Annotated in this window: 16 protein-coding genes; 14 read left to right on the top strand and 2 right to left on the bottom strand. The window is 57.2% G+C overall.

Features of this window, described 5'->3' with window-relative positions; translation table 11 throughout:
* Window positions 1-132 precede the first annotated feature (132 nt).
* From TH468_RS15255 to rbsK, 8 genes are all read left to right on the top strand, one after another.
* Window positions 133-2,076 carry a sigma 54-interacting transcriptional regulator gene (locus tag TH468_RS15255; protein ID WP_085645490.1) on the top strand — a complete coding sequence of 648 codons (1,944 nt, stop codon included), beginning with the start codon at window positions 133-135 and terminating at the stop codon, window positions 2,074-2,076.
* Window positions 2,077-2,203: 127 nt separating this feature from the next.
* Window positions 2,204-2,398: a twin transmembrane helix small protein gene (locus tag TH468_RS15260; RefSeq protein WP_062961271.1), complete on the top strand. Its 195-nt coding sequence runs from the start codon at window positions 2,204-2,206 to the stop codon at window positions 2,396-2,398.
* A gap of 52 nt (window positions 2,399-2,450) precedes the next feature.
* Window positions 2,451-3,023, top strand: coding sequence for a cob(I)yrinic acid a,c-diamide adenosyltransferase (locus TH468_RS15265; protein WP_085645491.1), 573 nt, complete (start codon window positions 2,451-2,453; stop codon window positions 3,021-3,023).
* 242 nt (window positions 3,024-3,265) lie between these two features.
* Window positions 3,266-4,015: an electron transfer flavoprotein subunit beta/FixA family protein gene (locus tag TH468_RS15270; RefSeq protein WP_037987118.1), complete on the top strand. Its 750-nt coding sequence runs from the start codon at window positions 3,266-3,268 to the stop codon at window positions 4,013-4,015.
* Window positions 4,016-4,030: 15 nt separating this feature from the next.
* Window positions 4,031-4,966, top strand: coding sequence for an electron transfer flavoprotein subunit alpha/FixB family protein (locus tag TH468_RS15275; RefSeq protein WP_062948426.1), 936 nt, complete (start codon window positions 4,031-4,033; stop codon window positions 4,964-4,966).
* An 81-nt stretch (window positions 4,967-5,047) separates the two neighbouring features.
* Window positions 5,048-5,935, top strand: a complete 888-nt coding sequence (locus TH468_RS15280) for a 3-hydroxybutyryl-CoA dehydrogenase (protein ID WP_085645492.1) — start codon at window positions 5,048-5,050, stop codon at window positions 5,933-5,935.
* 198 nt (window positions 5,936-6,133) lie between these two features.
* Window positions 6,134-7,600, top strand: a complete 1,467-nt coding sequence (xylB, locus tag TH468_RS15285) for a xylulokinase (RefSeq protein WP_085645493.1) — start codon at window positions 6,134-6,136, stop codon at window positions 7,598-7,600.
* 143 nt (window positions 7,601-7,743) lie between these two features.
* Window positions 7,744-8,673, top strand: coding sequence for a ribokinase (gene rbsK / locus TH468_RS15290; protein ID WP_085645494.1), 930 nt, complete (start codon window positions 7,744-7,746; stop codon window positions 8,671-8,673).
* Window positions 8,674-8,679: 6 nt separating this feature from the next.
* Here rbsK and TH468_RS15295 read toward each other — a convergent pair whose 3' ends face one another.
* Window positions 8,680-9,240: a TlpA disulfide reductase family protein gene (locus tag TH468_RS15295; protein ID WP_085645495.1), complete on the bottom strand. Its 561-nt coding sequence runs from the start codon at window positions 9,238-9,240 to the stop codon at window positions 8,680-8,682.
* A gap of 32 nt (window positions 9,241-9,272) precedes the next feature.
* Here TH468_RS15295 and argH point away from each other — a divergent pair, with 32 nt between their 5' ends.
* The 4 genes from argH to TH468_RS15315 all read left to right on the top strand — a co-directional run bounded on the left by argH (window position 9,273) and on the right by TH468_RS15315 (window position 15,532).
* Window positions 9,273-10,688, top strand: a complete 1,416-nt coding sequence (gene argH, locus TH468_RS15300) for an argininosuccinate lyase (protein ID WP_085645496.1) — start codon at window positions 9,273-9,275, stop codon at window positions 10,686-10,688.
* A complete protein-coding gene (locus tag TH468_RS21635) occupies window positions 10,685-10,831 on the top strand; it encodes a lipoprotein (protein ID WP_007092015.1) in 147 nt (48 codons plus the stop codon). Before argH ends, TH468_RS21635 begins: the two co-directional genes overlap by 4 nt.
* Entirely contained in the window at window positions 10,828-12,093 is a 1,266-nt protein-coding gene (gene lysA, locus TH468_RS15305; protein WP_085645497.1) for a diaminopimelate decarboxylase, read from the top strand. The genes TH468_RS21635 and lysA overlap by 4 nt, the downstream gene beginning before the upstream one ends.
* Before the next feature lie 1,018 nt (window positions 12,094-13,111).
* Complete coding sequence (locus TH468_RS15315) at window positions 13,112-15,532, top strand: DUF4175 domain-containing protein (RefSeq protein WP_246832351.1); 2,421 nt, start codon at window positions 13,112-13,114, stop codon at window positions 15,530-15,532.
* A 76-nt stretch (window positions 15,533-15,608) separates the two neighbouring features.
* Here TH468_RS15315 and TH468_RS15320 read toward each other — a convergent pair whose 3' ends face one another.
* The gene (locus TH468_RS15320; RefSeq protein WP_074624793.1) at window positions 15,609-16,424 is read right to left on the bottom strand and encodes a DUF3426 domain-containing protein; all 816 of its coding nucleotides are present in this window, start codon (window positions 16,422-16,424) and stop codon (window positions 15,609-15,611) included.
* Window positions 16,425-16,790: 366 nt separating this feature from the next.
* On the opposite strand from TH468_RS15320, the gene ftsE reads away from it, so the two are divergent.
* Window positions 16,791-17,468: a cell division ATP-binding protein FtsE gene (ftsE, locus tag TH468_RS15325; protein ID WP_037987102.1), complete on the top strand. Its 678-nt coding sequence runs from the start codon at window positions 16,791-16,793 to the stop codon at window positions 17,466-17,468.
* Window positions 17,469-17,515: 47 nt separating this feature from the next.
* Window positions 17,516-18,418, top strand: a complete 903-nt coding sequence (locus TH468_RS15330; RefSeq protein WP_085645500.1) for an ABC transporter permease — start codon at window positions 17,516-17,518, stop codon at window positions 18,416-18,418.
* Window positions 18,419-18,450: the final 32 nt, after the last annotated feature.

The raw sequence follows: 18,450 nt of genomic DNA on the forward strand, positions 1-18,450 counted from the left end.
TTTGTGCGGCGCGAAAAACTCTAGGGAAAGACTGGACTTTGGCCCGAAACAGGCGCAATCTCGGGTCATACGAAATTTCGTAATTTACGATATTTCGTAACCATATTTACGAAATATCGTAGGCCAATCACGATGGATCAGATTGCAAACCCGCCACCCCCAACGGTTTCGGATGCCCTGTATCAACAGGCGCTTGCATCGCATATTCATCCGACATTGCTGGTGCATCCGCAAAGTGATCGCATCGTGTTTGCCAATCAGGCGGCGGCGAATTTGCTGGGCCGCAGCATTTCCGATCTGAAATCCACCGCCATGAGCAGCCTGCACAAGGGACAGGTTCCAAGCCTTGTGGTGTTCAGCCAGGCCGCCCTTTATCACGGCTTTGCCTGGACGCGGGGCCTTAACCTGATGCATTCCGATGGCACCGAAATCCAGCTTGAACACGAGGCCCGCGCCCTGCACTGGGAGGGCGAGGATTACCTGATCATCATCCTGTGTGACCTTGATGCCCGCCACCGCCGCGACGTCGATGCCGAGGCCGATAATTACCTGCGCGAAGGCATTGCCGAATGGCGGCGGGCCGAACGGTTTTTCCGTGAAATCGAACGCGAAAACCAGTTGATACTGGGGGCGGCGGGCGAAGGCATTTACGGGGTCAACAGCGACGGCATCACCACCTTCGTCAATCCGGCTGCCGAACGGATGCTTGGCTGGACGGCCGAGGAACTGGTGGGCAAGGAAATCCATTCGATCATCCACCATTCGCATATCAATGGCGATCCCTACCACGCCGAACATTGCCCGATTTACAATGCCTTCCGCGAAGGCATCGTTCGGCGCGTTGATGACGAGGTTTTCTGGCGCAGCGACGGCAAACCGATCCGGGTTGAATATACCTCCACCCCGATCCGCGATCATGGGCTGGTGATCGGGGCTGTGATCGTGTTTCGCGATATCACCGAACGTAAAATTGCCGAGGAAAAGCTGCATGCGGCGCTTGCCGAGGTCGACCGCCTGCGCGAAAGGCTGGAACTTGAAAACGCCTATCTTCAGGAAGAAATCCTCTCGACCAACAACCACCACGAAATCATCGGCCAGTCCGAGGCGATCAATAGTGCGCTCAAACAGATTGATCTGGTCGCCCCGACCGATGCCAACGTCCTGATCACCGGGGAATCGGGCACCGGCAAGGAACTGATTGCGCGCGCCATCCATCAGGCAAGCCACCGGCGCGACCGTGTTCTGGTGCGCGTGAACTGTGCCGCCATCCCCCATGAACTGTTCGAAAGCGAGTTTTTCGGCCATGTCCGCGGTGCCTTTACCGGGGCCGTGCGCGACCGGGTTGGCCGGTTTGAACTGGCCGATGGCGGAACGCTATTTCTGGACGAGGTCGGTGAAATCCCGCTGGAACTGCAGGGCAAGCTTTTGCGCGTTCTGCAGGATCAGAAATTCGAACGCATCGGCGAGGAACGCACCCGCGAGGTCAATGTAAGGTTACTGGCCGCCACCAACCGCGATCTCAAGGAAGAAGTCCGGCTCGGCCGCTTCCGCGAAGATCTGTATTTCCGCCTCAATGTGTTCCCCATCAAATGCCGGCCCCTTCGCGAACGGCCTGACGATATCCCGCCCCTGGCGACACATTTCCTGCGCAATATCTGCCAGCGGCTGAACATTCCGCAACTGACCCTGACCAACGGGCAGGTCAGAAGCCTGATGAAATATGACTGGCCGGGCAATGCGCGCGAACTTGAAAACATCATCGAACGCGCCGCCATTCTGGCCCGCGACGGCAAACTGAATTTTGACCTGCCCGAACCCAACCGCCGCGAAACAGATCATGGCAATGCCAACCCAGCGCGTGATCAGGCAAGCCCCCAATCGGCAATCCTGACCGAAGATGACCGGCGCAAACACGAATATGACAATATCATCCGCGCCCTTGAAGCCACACGCGGCCGGATTTTCGGCCCCGATGGCGCGGCGGCCCTTTTGAATGTAAAGCCGACAACACTGGCATCGCGGATCAAAAAACTTCGGATTGACCGGCGTGATTTCACGCCATCGGGCCAGCAATAAGAACCAGCCATCGGAAATCGCAAAGATTTTTCGATCTGCGACCTTGCCCCCGCCCGCAGTTTGACGCAGCATGTCGCCCCGCCCGGCACATCACATCCGCAAGGGCGGCACAAAGGAGTAGTCCGGTATGGCTGGATTTTTACAGATTGGCGTTCTGATCGCGATGGCCGCGGTCGCGGTTATTCTGGTGCTTGGCATCATCACCATGGCACGCGGCAAGGATGCCAGGAAATCCAACAAGCTGATGCAGCTTCGCGTGCTGGTACAGGGGATTGCCCTACTGCTTCTGGTCATCCTGTCCTTCATGGCGCTGGGCAAATAGGCCCGCCGATGATCCACCCCGAAAGTCACGCATCAGGACAACGGAATTCACGATGGTTCAACTGACCCGCATCTACACCAAATCCGGCGACAAGGGTAAAACCGCCCTTGGCAATGGCACCCGCGTTGCCAAAAACGATATTCGCGTTGCGGCCTATGGCACGGTGGACGAAACCAATGCGGTGATCGGCGTTGCCCGCCTGCATGCGAGTGGTGATGTCGATGATATGCTCGCCCGCATCCAGAACGACCTTTTTGATCTTGGTGCCGATCTGTGCACGCCCGGTGATGGCAGCGACGATAACCCGGAACGCCCGGCCCTTCGCATTACGCCCACGCAGACCGAGCGGCTGGAAAGCGAAATCGATGCGATCAATGCCGGTCTTGATCCGCTGAAATCGTTTGTCCTGCCCGGTGGCAGCGCCCTTTCGGCACAGCTTCATGTCGCGCGCACCGTATCGCGCCGCGCGGAACGACTGATTGTGGAGCTCTCGGGAATCGAGGCGATCAACCCCGAAGCGGTGCGTTACATCAACCGCCTGTCGGACCATATGTTCGTTCTGGCCCGCCATGCCAATAATGGCGGCAAGGACGATATCCTGTGGCAACCCGGCCTGACCCGCTAGGCAAATATTCGAACAAACCCCTGTCTTTTCAGGGTTCGGTTGCGTATCAAGGCAGCCCGAGACTTCAGAATTTCAGTAAAGAAGTTGTCGTTAACGTTAACCTCTTTACGTAAATTGACAAGCCCCGTAGCACCCCCTATTGTGCATCGCGGGGAAAACAGTAACATCGGGCCCCACTGCGGACTGCCCCGGCAGAACGCAACAAGCCCATAGCTTCGACAACAAAAACGAACAGGTCTGTCATGAAGGTTCTTGTCGCCGTTAAGCGCGTTGTGGATTACAACGTCAAGATCCGTGTCAAACAGGACCAGTCTGGCGTTGAATTGAACAACGTCAAAATGTCCATGAACCCGTTTGACGAAATCGCCGTTGAAGAGGCCGTCCGCCTCAAGGAAGCCGGCACCGCGACCGAAGTGGTCGCTGTATCGCTGGGTGTGAAACAGTGTCAGGAAACACTGCGTACCGCCCTTGCCATGGGTGCCGATCGCGGCATTCTGGTCGAAACCGACGACGAACTGCAACCGCTTGCCGTTGCCAAACTTCTCAAGGAAGTCGTTGCCAAGGAAAGCCCGGATCTCGTGATCCTCGGCAAACAGGCAATTGATGACGACGCCAACCAGACCGGTCAGATGCTGGCCGCCCTTCTGGATTGGCCGCAGGGCACGTTCGCGTCCAAGGTCGCCGTTGCCGATGGCAAGCTTGACGTCACCCGCGAAGTCGATGGTGGCCTTGAAACCATCAAGATCGATCTTCCGGCCATCGTCACCACCGACCTTCGCCTGAACGAGCCGCGCTATGCGTCGCTTCCCAACATCATGAAAGCCAAGAAAAAGCCGCTTGATACGCTAAGCCCGGCTGATCTTGGTGTCGACACCGCGCCGCGCCTGAAAACCCTGAAAGTGACGGAACCGCCGGCACGTCAGGCAGGTGTAAAAGTTGCCAGCGTCGCCGAGCTTGTCGACAAGCTTCGCAACGAAGCCAAAGTGATTTAAGCGGGGGCCGATCAAATGAGCATTCTTGTTATTGCCGAACACGACAATACCGAACTGAAGGGCGCAACGCTTAACACCGTTGCCGCCGCACAGAAAATCGGTGGCGACATCACCATTCTGGTCGCTGGCGAAAACTGCCGTGCGGTCGCCGATGCGGCCGCAAAGGTGGCGGGCGTTTCCAAGGTTCTGGTTGCCGATAACGCGGCCTATGGCCATTTCCTGGCTGAAAACCTCGCCGGTCTCGTCAATGAACTGGCCGGTGATTACAGCCACGTTCTGGTGGCCGCTTCGACCACGGGCAAAAACTTCATGCCCCGCGTTGCAGCATTGAAAGACGTCGCGCAGATTTCCGACATCACCGATGTCGAAAGTGCCGATACCTTCGTCCGTCCGATCTATGCCGGTAACGCGATGGCAACCGTTCAGTCGTCAGACAGCCTGAAACTGATCACCGTCCGTACCACGGGCTTTGATCCGGTCGCGGCCGAAGGCGGTTCTGCATCGATCGAAGATATCGCAACTGCGAAAGATGCCGGAAAATCCGCTTTTGTCAGTCAGGAACTGACCGAGTCGGAACGTCCGGAACTGACCGCAGCCAGTGTTGTCATCTCTGGCGGTCGCGGCATGGGCTCGGGCGAGAACTTCCACCTGATCGAACCGATTGCCGATAAACTCGGCGCTGCCATTGGTGCTTCGCGCGCCGCCGTCGATGCGGGATACGCCCCGAACGACTGGCAGGTCGGCCAGACCGGCAAAGTTGTTGCACCGCAGCTATACATTGCGGTAGGCATTTCAGGTGCGATACAGCACCTTGCCGGCATGAAGGACAGTAAGGTCATTGTTGCGATCAACAAGGACGAAGAAGCACCGATCTTCTCGGTTGCCGATTACGGTCTTGTCGCGGACCTGTTCGAGGCCCTTCCCGCACTGGCGAGCGAACTCGACAAATAATCAGATCCCATCTAGGGTCAGAACAATCTAAAGAACGTTGTTCTGACCTTGTTTTGACCCTTGGGGATGAGTGGGGAACAAATGGCTTCGCTTGAAGATATCAAGACCATTGGCGTAATCGGCGCCGGTCAGATGGGCAACGGGATTGCTCATGTGATTGCACTTGCCGACTACGACGTCCGACTGCTTGACGTATCGGCAGAGGCGCTCGACAAGGCGCTTGGCCTGATTGGCAAGAACATGGATCGTCAGGTCAAGAAAGACCTGATCACCGAAGAACAGAAAGAAGCGGCCCTCGCCCGGATTACCACGGGTACGGAATACAGCTTCCTGTCTGATTGCGATCTCGTGATCGAGGCCGCAACCGAAAACGAAGAGACCAAGAAACAGATTTTCAAGGCTCTGTGTCCGGTTCTGGGCCCCGAGGCCATCATTGCGACCAACACCTCGTCCATTTCGGTGACGCGTCTGGCTTCCTATACCGACCGCCCGTCGAAATTCATGGGCATGCACTTCATGAATCCGGTGCCGCTGATGAAGCTGGTCGAACTGATCCGCGGCATTGCCACGGACGAGCCGACCTATCGCACCATTCATGAACTGACCAAGAAACTGGGCAAAGACACGGCAAGTGCCGAAGATTTCCCGGCTTTCATCGTGAACCGTATTCTGCTGCCGATGATCAACGAAGCGATCTATACGCTTTACGAAGGTGTCGGCAATGTCCGGTCCATCGACGATGCCATGCGCCTTGGCGCAAACCATCCGATGGGTCCGCTGCAACTGGCCGATTTCATTGGTCTGGATACCTGCCTGTCGATCATGCATGTCCTGCATGATGGTCTGGCCGATACCAAATATCGTCCCTGCCCGCTTCTGGTCAAATATGTCGAAGCCGGCTGGCTTGGCCGCAAGGTCGGCCGCGGCTTCTATGACTATAGCGGCGACGAGCCGGTTCCGACCCGCTGATCATCGCCGGATCAAAAATTCAAAAGGCCACTGCATCGCTGCGGTGGCCTTTTTGCATTGGGGTATACCCCCGTCTTCATGATTTAACCGACGTGCAAAGCTTTTGATCTTTCGATCAGAAATTGCCCTGCTATGATGACGGCCAAGGAACCAAGACCAAAAAAAGAGTCCAGGTCAGGACCCAGGAGGCCGTCCCACATGTTTCTCGGAATAGATGTCGGTACATCTGCCGTTAAAGCGCTTCTGATGGATGAACATTCGCTCACCGTCGCCGAAACCGATGTGCCCCTGACGCTGAGCAACCCCAAACCATTCTGGAGCGAACAGCACCCCGATGACTGGTGGGCTGCGACGTGCACGGCGATGGATCAGTTGAAATCATCCAATCCCGCCGCCCTTGCCGCGGTTCGCGCGATTGGCCTGTCTGGCCAGATGCACGGGGCGGTGATCCTTGATGCGAATGACAAGCCACTCCGCCCGGCAATCCTGTGGAATGACGGCCGGGCGAAGGCCGAATGCGATGAATTGCAGGCCGCCCTGCCCGATCTGCCATCGCGTGCCGGTGTGGTCGCCATGCCGGGCATGACCGCGCCCAAACTGATGTGGCTGCGCAAACACGAACCCGAAATCTTTGCCCAAATCAAAACCGTCCTGCTGCCCAAGGATTACATCCGTTTCTGCCTGACCGGCGAAAAGGTCACCGAAATGTCGGATGCCGCCGGAACGCTCTGGCTTGATGAAGAAAGCCGAAGCTGGAATTTTGATGCCATTGCCGCAACCGGCATGGATATCGCCCAACTACCCCGCCTTGTCGAAGGAAGCGACCCCACCGGCCATCTGCGCGGTGAACTGGCGACGCGCTGGGACATGAAGCCGACCGTGATTGTTGCCGGTGGCGGCGGGGATGCCGCGACCGGTGGCATCGGTGTCGGCGCGGTCAGCCACGGTGACGGGTTCATTTCGCTTGGCACATCGTCACAGATTTTCGTCGCATCCGACCGTTATCGCCCGAAACCCCACGAACTTCTGCACAGCTTCGCCCATGCCGTGCCGCAGCACTGGTTTCAGATGGCGGTGTTGCTGAACGGGGCAAGCTGCCTTTTGTGGGCGGCAAACCTGTTGGGTGAAAAGGATATCGGCGCATTGCTGCAACGGACCGAAGCCGGGCACAAGGCCCCCTCGGATATTGTGTTCCTGCCCTACCTTAATGGCGAACGAACCCCGCATAACGATCCCTATGCGCGCGGCGTGTTCTTTGGCCTTGGCAGTGACACATCGCGTGAAACAATGGTCCAGTCGGTACTCGAAGGTGTCGGTTTTGCCCTTCTGGACGGGCAGTCGCGCCTGCATGCCGCCGGAACGCATTGTGAATTGCCCGGCGTCATTGGCGGCGGTGCGCGCAGCCGATACTGGATTCAGTTGATATCGGACATCATGGGCTGTCCGCTTGCCCGATACGAAGGGGCGGCCAAGGGCCCGGCATTTGGCGCGGCCCGTTTGGGGCGGCTGGCACTCGATAACGAAACGGTCGAGGATGTCTGCCAGAAACCGGCCATTCAGGAAGTGATCGAACCCGATATGAACAGATACGCGGCCTATCAACCGCGATTTGCCAAATTCAAACGCATCTATTCCGCGCTGCGTGAAGAATTCCAGCCCGCCTGATGACGGATACCTTTTGCATCACCTAACCGACCTTTCAGCGGCGTGATGCATTTCACCTGAAATGTTGCATTCGGGTTCTTTAAACACCTGAAAAGATGCCAATATCAGTAAAAGGTATTAGAAATCCATCAATCGGATAGTCCATGACCATTGCCATCGTCGGAAGTTCCAATATCGATTTTGCCGCCCGCGTTGCCCATTTGCCCAAACCCGGCCAAACCGTATTGGCCAAGGATTACATCACAGGACCGGGGGGAAAGGGATGCAATCAGGCAATTGCAGTGGCCCGTCTCGGGCAGAAACCTGTTTTCATTTCGAAAATCGGCAATGATGTTCTGGGACGCAGCCTGATCGATACCCTGAACGCCGAAGGCTTTGACACCAACCAGCTGATCCAGTCGACCGACGCCCAGACCGGAACCGCCCTGATATCCATCGACGATGCCGGGGAAAACATCATCACCGTGGCCGGTGGGGCCAACATGACCATGAGCCGCGCCGACATCCGCGAAAAACAGGTGTTTCTGGAACATTGCAATTATCTGCTGGTGCAGCTCGAATGCCCGGTTGTTGCCATTGCCTGCGCAATGAAATACGCCCGCGAAGCTGGCGCAACCATCATCCTTGATCCGGCACCGGTGCCCGACCGGGTTGTTCTGCGCGATCTGATGGAACTGACCGACATCGTCACCCCGAATACCAGCGAATGTTTCGCCATGACCGGCATTCACCCCGATAGTGATGAAACCGCCCACGCGGCCGCATCAAAACTGCACGAAATGGGCGCACGTATCGTGGTGATCAAAATGGGATCAAGGGGCGCATTTTATTCCGACGGGGATCAGTCAGGTAGGGTCGAACCCTTTGACGTTGCCGCCATTGATACGGTTGCCGCGGGGGATTGCTTTAACGGCGGGCTGGCCGTTGCCCTGCATGACGGGCAACCGTTACGGGACGCCGTCCGGTTTGCCTGCGCAACCGGGGCACTGGCGACCACGCGCTATGGCGCGGCCGATGCTGCCCCGTCCCTGAATCAGGTTTTATCTCTTCTCGAAGAAAATCCTGGCATCTGATCCCGATCAGGACGCGGCATCAATCAGGCTGTTGAAATAATCGATAACCCCGTCGGCATCCCATTTGGCCGTGCCTTCCAGTTTGCCGATAACCTGCCCGTTGGCGTCAATCACGAAACTGGTCGGAAGGCCGCGCGCGCCAAAGGCCCGTGCGGTTGCCCCACGCGGATCAAGCACGACATCAAGATTGCCGATTCCGTTTTCATCAAAGAATTCCTGCACGATTTCCGCCCCACCACGATCCTGACTAAGCGCCAGAACACGGAACGGCTTGCCCTCCATCTCAGACGCCAGACGATCAAGATCGGGCATTTCCTCGATGCAGGGCGCGCACCATGTCGCCCAAAGATTGACCAGAATAACCTTTCCTTTCAGGTCTTTAAGGTCACTTTCGCTGCCATCTTTTTCGATGAAAACCGCCTTTTCCGGCAGGCTTGTGCTATCAGGTGCGGTGTCCATTTTCGAAAGTTCTTGCGGCAATTGCGTATCTGCAAAGGCAGGGCTTGCATAAATGGCCGATATGGCGACAATCACGCCCAGTTTTACGTAACGAAGCAGTGCCTTCACAATACTCACCTTTCCAACTCTTGCGGATCACAATGACCGATCAAAACGCCACCGACCAGAAAAATGCCAACGCCCTGTGGGGAGGCCGCTTTGAAGCGGGCCCGTCCGCCATCATGGAAGAAATCAATGCTTCCATCGGCTTTGACAAACGCCTGTACGCCCAGGACATTCAGGGTTCAAAAGCCCATTGTGCCATGCTGGTCAAGCAGAAGATCATCCCCGCAGAAGATGGCGAGAAAATAGTCGCGGGTCTAGACCAGATCCTTCAAGAAATCGAGAGCGGCCAGTTTACCTTCTCCGCCGCCCTTGAAGACATCCACATGAATGTCGAAAGCCGCCTGCGTGATCTGATCGGGCCTGCCGCCGGTCGCCTGCATACCGCGCGCTCCCGCAATGACCAGGTCGCGACCGATTTCAAACTCTGGGTGCGCGACGTGGCACTGGCCGATCTTGAAGCCGGGCTCAAGGGCCTTCAGGAAGCACTGGTTGAACAGGCCGGCACACATGCCGAGACCATCATGCCGGGCTTTACCCACCTTCAGGCCGCCCAGCCGGTCACCTTTGGCCATCATCTTCTGGCCTATGTCGAAATGTTTGGCCGGGATCGTGGCCGCGTTGCCGATTGCCGCACGCGTGCTAATGAAAACCCGCTGGGTTCGGCGGCCCTTGCCGGGACGCCCTATCCGATTGACCGCCATATGACGGCATCGTCGCTCGGCTTTGATCGCCCGACCGCGAATTCGCTGGATGCGGTTTCGGATCGTGACTTTGCGCTGGAATATCTGAACGCGGCCTCGATCACCGCCATGCACCTGTCGCGCCTGGCCGAGGAAATGGTCATCTGGTGTTCGGCACAGTTCCGCTTTGTCGGCATGTCGGACAAGTTCTCCACCGGCTCCTCGATCATGCCGCAGAAACGCAATCCCGATGCCGCTGAACTGATCCGTTCCAAGATCGGCCGTATCGTTGGCTGCTACAATTCCCTGATGCTCTCGATGAAGGGTCTGCCGCTGGCCTATTCCAAGGACATGCAGGAAGACAAGGAACCGGTATTCGAGGCCCACGACCATCTGGGTCTTTGTGTCGCCGCCATGACCGGCATGATTGCCGACATGAAGGTTCACAAGGACAACATGCGTGCGGCTGCCGGTGCGGGTTACACCACCGCAACCGATCTGGCCGACTGGCTGGTTGCCGAACTTGGCATGCCGTTCCGCGACGCCCATCACGTGGTCGGTGCCACCGTGAAACTGGCCGAGGGCAAGGGGTGTGATCTCGATCAGCTTTCGCTCGAAGACCTTCAGGGGATCGAACCCAAAATCACCAAGGCCGTTTACGATGTCCTGACCGTCGAGGCATCGGTCAGTGCCCGTCAAAGCTTTGGTGGCACCGCCCCGGTCCGGGTGAAGGAACAGGTCGCGGCGGCAAAGGAAAGGTTCCTGAAATGAGCAACCCGATCTTTAAACGCAGCACAGTGATCGTACTGGCGGTGATGCTGGGCCTGTCTGTTGCCGCCTGCGGCAAAAAAGGCCCGCTTGAACCACCGACCGACGAAGGCCGCAACTATCCACGGACATATCCGGCACAATGAACCATTTTGAATATATCGATGGCGTCCTTCACGCAGAAGGCGTTTCCATCCCCGAGCTTGCCGAAAAAGTCGGCACGCCGTTCTATTGCTATTCCACCGCCACCCTTGAACGTCATTACAAGGTGTATGCCAGTGCATTTGACGGGCTTGATGCGACGGTTTGCTATGCGATCAAGGCAAACTCCAATCAGGCTGTCCTGAAAACACTCGCCAAACTGGGTGCCGGTGCCGACGTGGTTTCGGTTGGTGAAATGCGCCGTGCCTTGCGTGCCGGTGTTGCCCCGGGCAAAGTCATCTTTTCCGGCGTTGGCAAGGCCGATGCTGAAATGCGCGAAGCCCTTGATGCCGACATCGCCCAGATCAATGTCGAAAGCATCCCGGAACTCGAAGAACTCAACCGGGTTGCCATCGACATGGGCAAAAAGGCCCGGATCGCGATCCGCATCAACCCGCATGTCGATGCCAAAACCCACGAAAAAATCGCCACCGGCAAGGCCGAAAACAAATTCGGCATCGACTGGACCCGCGCGATCGAGGTTTACCGCATGGCCGCCGCCATGGACGGGATCGAAGTCACCGGCATTGCCATGCATATCGGATCGCAGCTAACCGATCTTGCCCCCTTCCGGGAGGCCTTCACCCGTCTTGCCGGTCTGGTCGAAAAACTTCGCGCCGAAGGCATCAATATCCGCAATCTTGATCTTGGTGGCGGGCTTGGCATTGCCTATCAGGGCGAAACACCGCCCCTGCCCGATGCCTATGGCCAAATGGTGCGCGAAACCGTCGGTCACCTTGGCTGTCACATCACGCTTGAACCGGGCCGCCTGATTGCGGGCAATGCCGGTGTGATGATTTCGCGCGTCATGTATATCAAGGACGGCGAAGCCAAACGCTTTGTCATTCTCGATGCCGCGATGAACGACCTGATCCGGCCAACGCTTTACAGCGCCTATCACGAAATCATCCCCGTCGATGAACAGACTGAAGGCGACAAACAGGCCACCGTCGATATCGTCGGACCGGTCTGCGAAACCGGCGACACCTTTGGCAAGGACCGCAAACTGCCCGATGACCTCAAACCGGGTGATCTGGTCGCGGTCATGTCGGCAGGTGCCTATGGTGCGGTGATGTCATCGACCTACAACACCCGTGCCCTGACGCCGGAAGTTCTGGTCAAGGGCGACGACTTCGCCGTCGTCCGCCCGCGTCAGTCGATTGACGAGCTGATCGGTCTGGACCGTATCCCCGACTGGCTCGACTGATCCGGACCGGCAGAACCCGGAAAAACCCGGAAAAACTTTGCAAGGCGGCCTTTCAACACGAAAGGCCGCCTTTTGCATATCCCCGTCGTGCCCGGCAGGTTTCATCGGCCCCTGACACCCCAAGGGTATCGTTGATCGTATCAGCACTTTCGGCCCATGCCTTTCGATCTCCCGGATGCAGGTCAATGCCCTGCCCGGACAAACCTCGGGCCCTCGTCAGACTCACCCTCTGACGCCCCACAACCTCGCTGGCCGCCCCGGCCCCATCCGGCACGGCCACAACCATCGACACCGGACAAACTTCGGGCCTCCAGTAACCTCGCCAACTGACGCCCCACGGACCACCCACCGGCTCGTTGCCTGCTCCGACCACGGCAACAACCTGCCACCCCGACGTTCAGACACACCTCGGGCATCCGCCATTTTCACCAGCAGACGGATTTCGGGCGTACTGCCCCCAACCTGTCCACCACCGGCGGGCCACAAATCACTGCTGCCGCTGCTGCCATTTCTGCCACTTTCGGCAAATTCGGGGTCGCTTCCCCGATAAGACGCACCTCTCCCGTCATGACAAATAAGGGTGTTCGAAACCTGTTAGAACCGGCTCGGAACACCGCCGTAATGGCTCCGCCATCCGCCGATGAGCATCCTGCGGATTGCCCCGCGACCCTGCCTCAATCTTTGTTCCTGCATCCTGATCACCTCTTTGATCCGGCCCCAAACGCAAAAACCCGCGAGGCTCAGGGCCTTGCGGGTTTCGGTCCGGGTGCATTTCTCCCCTTGACTTTTCTCTTATGCCATAATTAAAAGAACAAATCAAGAACTTTTTGAAAAAACTTTATATACCGCCAAAAGCTGCCCCATCACGGACCGCCTTTTATTTTGGCTCGGTCGCGATCCTGACTTGACCCGCCCCGCCAAAGCCCCAAACTTAGATTAAGGTCTGAAATCTGTTCATAGGACCACGCTGGCGTCACATGTCCCCGACACGGGGCGATTGCAGGGGCCGAAATTCGATATGTCGATCATACCACCCAATCCCCGACTGGAACGTCATCTGCGCCTGGCGCGGATGATCATGTCGTGGGAACGGGTATGGCCCCGGCTGATCCCGACTTTGACAATCCTGATGCTGATTGCCGGTCTGACCCTGACCGGCACGTTTGAAATGCTGCCCGCGACCGGGCATATCATTTTGCTGTCGATCCTCTCGGTTGCTGGTCTTGTCGCCATCATCCTGCCGTGGCGGCACTTCACATGGCCCAATCGCCGTGCTGTCCTGCAAAGGATGGAACAGGAAAACGGGCTTGAAAACAACCCACTGCAAAGCCTTGAAGACCATATCGAAGACAGTGACGATCCGCTGACCAGCTATCTGTGGCAAAAACAATTGCAACGCCACGAAGCGATGCTGAACCATCTGCATCTGCCGCGTCCGGTGCCGTCCCTTGCCAGGGTGGATCGATACGGGTTGGTCATCTTGCCCGTATTGCTTCTGAGCGTTGGGCTGTTTGCGGGCCATGACCGCATGAGCGAGCGGTTTTACAAGGCATTCAGTCCCCTGCAACGGCTGGGTACCGCCGATTTCAGCACCACATTGTGGGTGACCCCACCGGCCTATACCGGACAAATCCCGCGCGTCCTGCGGTTTGAACAGGTTAAAGGCGCGCAAAAGCAGGATGATGGCGGCTCTGACGCATCGCGCGTCATTGATGTCGACGTGCCTGTCGGATCGACACTGGCCGGCAGCATCGGCAGCGTCTGGCAACCGACCCTGCATACGCCCACCGGCGAACGTGACATATCCGAAAGCAGCGACAACAGCTATGTCCTCTCGACCGCACTTGATCAGGCTGGACCATGGCGCATTTCGGTCTGGGGCACGGATCGGCTGACCCTTAATGTCAATCTGGTTGCCGATAAACCACCCGCCCTTTCATTCGTAAGCCCGCCTTCGATTACCCGGCGCGAACATATCCGGCTGGATTACGTCGCGACCGATGATTATGGCATGAAAAATCTTGAACTGGTTATCACACCCGCAACCGACGGCATTGGTCGGGAACAGTTTGGCACCATCGATAATATCCGTATCGATCTGTCTGGTGGCGACACCCCGGGGGGGGAGGCCGCCATGCCAACACGGATCGAAGGACCACGTTTCATTGATCTGGTATCCCATCCATGGGCGGGGCTCCCGGTTAACCTGCAACTGGTATCAAAAGACAATGCCGGACAGGACGGTGAAAGCGACATACGTTCGATTATCCTGCCCGAACGCGAATTCACCCATCCCGTCGCCAAAAAACTGATCACGATCCGCCGCGGATTGCTGCGCTATCCCGACAAGGCCCTTGAAATGCGCAACGCCCTTTTGCCTGTCATTTATGCCCCGCAGGCATTCAACGGCCATATCGGCATTTTTCTGGCACTTTCCGTGACCGAGGCACGGCTTTCGGCGCATCTGCGTGACCGCGCGGTCCATCAGGACGTGGCAGGCCTGCTTTGGCACATCGCCGAAGAGATCGAACGCGGCAGCTATGGCATGGCCGAACGCAATCTGATGGAGGCCGAGGAACGGCTGCTGGATGCCCTTGCCAACCCGGACGTGACCGAAGCCGAAATCGCCGATCTGATCGAAAACTATCGCCGCGCCCTTAACGAATATATGGCCGCCCTCGCCCGCGAGGCACCGCAGAATCAGCAAAGCCAGCAACAGGGCCCCGCCGCCATCCTTGAACAGCAGGACCTGTCACGTATCGTCGATCAGATCGAAGCACTCATGCAGGCTGGTGCGCGTGATCAGGCGCGCGCCCTGATCGACCGCCTGCGCGAACTGGTCGAAAACATGCAGATCACATCGGGCGACGGCGGGGCCGATATCACATCCACCTTGCGCGAAATGCTTGATGGCATTCGCGATCTTGCCCGCCGCCAGCAGGACCTGATGAACCAGGGTGACAATCCGTCAAGCCCCGGCGGCAATGGCAACCGCGCCCAGCAGCAGCAAAATCTTGCCGGGGACGCACAGAACCTGACCAATAATTCCGGCTTTGGCCAGTTTGGCAATCTCAGCGGCATTGAAACCGCAATAGAAGCCATGCAACGCGCCGCAGAGGCCCTTGACCACAACCGTGCCCACGAAGCCCTGCAACAGCAGGGACAGGCCATGGAAGCCCTGCAACAGGGCATTGGCGAGTTAAGCCGTGCTCTTGAAGGTTTAAGCCAGATGATGCCGATGCTTGATGAACTTCAGGGGTCGGGCAATCGTGATCCGCTTGGTCGGCCGGTGGGCGGCGATGGCACCACCGTCATCCCCGAAGTCGACACCCTTGAACGGGCATGGCGCATTCTTCAGGAACTCCGCCGTCGTTCCGGCGACCCGGACCGCCCGGTGATCGAACAGGAATATATTGATCGCTTGCTGAAACGGTTCTAAAGGCCGGCCCAAAGGACGAATAAAACAAAAGGGCAGCGACGGATCGCTGCCCTTTGTCATTTTCAGATCAAACCGGTCAGGGTTCAACCGCCTCGCGCGGGTCAAGGAATGTGACCTGCAAACGGGTTGCTGTCGGGTTCGGACGGCGGATTTTGGTTTCGACCGTCATGGTTTCGCCAACCGGCAGCATCTGGGCTTCCATCGGCATGTCCGCCCCGCCCTGCACCGCACTTTCGTCATAGATCAGCGGCACTTTTTTGCGCTGAACCACACGATCCAGCGGATCGAGAAGCTCAATCAACAAATAGGGCAACGCCCGGTCGATCTCATCGATATTGACGATCTCGGCGCGAACGACAAGAACGTCAACACCGTCTTCTTCTTCGCGAGTCGGCGGCAATTCACGAATATCAAGGCCTTCGCCAACATGAGGGACGTCAAGCCCGACCATGTCATAGACCTTCGCAATCGGCGGCCACAGATTGATCAGGATATCTTTGGCAAAATATCCGCCCGCACCAATCCCGCCAAGGATCAGGAAGAACAGGATCCAGCCAATCACACCCTTTTTCGATTTCGCAGGCGGTTTCGGATTGTTGCGAATCAGCTGCTGTGGGATGGGGGGCGGATCGGGAATTTTGTCCGCGTCCTCGAAACCGGGATCAACCTGACCTGGCATCTGATCGGCATTGAAATCGGCACCAAGCGCGCCATCCTGATCGAAAGGCGGCGGCAGCTTGTTTTCCTGTGCTGGCGACGGGGTTTTCATTCCCGGCGGGTCCTGATGCCAGCTATTGCCGCAGTTTTTGCAGCGTACGGTTCTGCCCTTTGGGCCGATCGCCTCTGTTTTCACAGAGTATTTTTTTGAACAATCTGGGCAAGTAATGATCATTGCAAACCTGGCATCTCGATGTCAGCGGCATGAAACCCGGGGCACGGCCATAACCTGAGTGATTTCCGGCGATCCCCCGAATTCGCCGGTGTAGGGCAGAACCTACACTATATGTAAATAGCGGCGATTTAACAGACTGTTAAGCACAGATAACTGAAGCTGCCCCAATTTGGATGGCACAGCATTGCATATATGGTGCTTAGATGACATCCGAAGAACTGTTTAAGTCGTCATATTTTCGGCCAATCTATAATGATACCCACTTTGGGATCAGCCAGATCGGACTTTTGCAATTGTTCAACCGGCCCCATCATTATCATGTTATGTCGGGTCTGATACGTCGTGCTGCGATATGGAGCGCAAGTTTTGACTGAAGTCGTAAGTTTCAGGAATGTGGGTGTCCGCTATGAATCCGGGCCGGAGATTCTGCGCGATCTGAACTTTACCCTGCATCGTGGCAGCTTCCATTTCCTGACCGGGGCTTCTGGTGCGGGCAAATCGACATTGATGCGCCTGCTCTATCTTGCCCTGCGCCAGACACGCGGCGAGATCAATATTTTCGGACGCGACAATATCCGCATTCCGCGCGACGAACTGCCCGCCATCCGCCGCAAGATCGGCGTGGTGTTTCAGGACTTCCGCCTGATCAATCACCTGACGACTTTTGAAAATGTCGCCCTGCCGCTACGCGTCGCCGGGGTCGAGGATTTGCAAATCCGCAAAAATGTGACCGAACTTCTCGAATGGGTCGGCCTTGGTGATCAGATCAACGCGGTTCCATCGCGGCTTTCCGGCGGGCAGCAGCAACGCGTTGCCATCGCGCGCGCGGTTATCGGCCGCCCGGCTCTGCTTCTGGCTGACGAGCCAACCGGCAACGTTGATGACCGGATCGCCATGCGGCTGTTATATCTTTTTGAAGAACTGAACAAACTTGGCACCACGGTGCTGATCGCCACCCATAACCGGCAACTTGTGCGTCGCTTTGGCCATAATCAATGGCTGCTTGAGGCCGGCACACTGCACGACATCACGCATAGCGCGTAACCGACCAAACCGACGGCAACTGGCTCAGACAGGACCCAAAATCGATCATGGCTTTTCGTTCGCAACCGTCACATCTGCCACTTGATAGCGACTCATCGACGCGCTTTTTGCCAAGCATCGTCGCATTGATGGTGGCCTTGCTGACGTTTTCGATTGTTGGCCTTGCGGCCCTGCATGACAGTGTCGGCAAATGGTCCGGTCAGATCGAAGGCAGCCTTTCGATACAGGTGCCCCCGACCGGCATGGCGGATCGCGAACCCGAAGAACGCGAACAGGCTTTGCAGGCTACCGTTGACGATATTATCGAACAGCTCGCCGACATGCCCGGCATCTCCCGGATCGAGGAACTCAGCCCCGAAACCATGTCGGCCCTTCTTGAGCCGTGGCTTGGCCCCGATGAAATCGTCAGCGAATTACCGATCCCGCGCATTATCGAAATCACCCCGGAAACCGGGTTTAATTTCGATATGCTTGAACGCCGTCTGGGTGAAATCGCCCCCGAAGCCGTTCTGGACGATCATCGCATCTGGATAGAACGGATTGCCGATGTTGCCTTTTCGGTGGAACTGGCATTGATGGCGTTAATCGTCGTGCTGTTTGGGGCAACGATGCTGTCGGTTGTTTTTGCCACACGTTCGGGTCTTTCAATCCATCGGACGATCATTGAATTGCTGCATCTGATCGGAGCACAGGATTCCTATATCGCGGGCCAGTTTGCCCGCCATAACCTGCGGCTGGCATTTTTCGGGGCATTGATCGGCCTTCTGATCGCCCTGCCGGTTTCAGGTGTGATCGCGTGGCTTGGCATGCGGGCGGGATGGCCAATCCCGACACTGGTTTTCAGCCCGCTTTTCATCGGCATCATCATCGCCATTCCGTTCGTGGTCGCCGGTGTCGCACAGATGACGGCCAAAAGAACTGTGCTGCGTGTCTTGCGCAGAATGTTGTAACCTGCCTCACTCCTCCGTATAGTCGGCCTGCA

Source organism: Thalassospira sp. MCCC 1A03138 (genome assembly GCF_002115785.1).
GTDB lineage: Bacteria > Pseudomonadota > Alphaproteobacteria > Rhodospirillales > Thalassospiraceae > Thalassospira.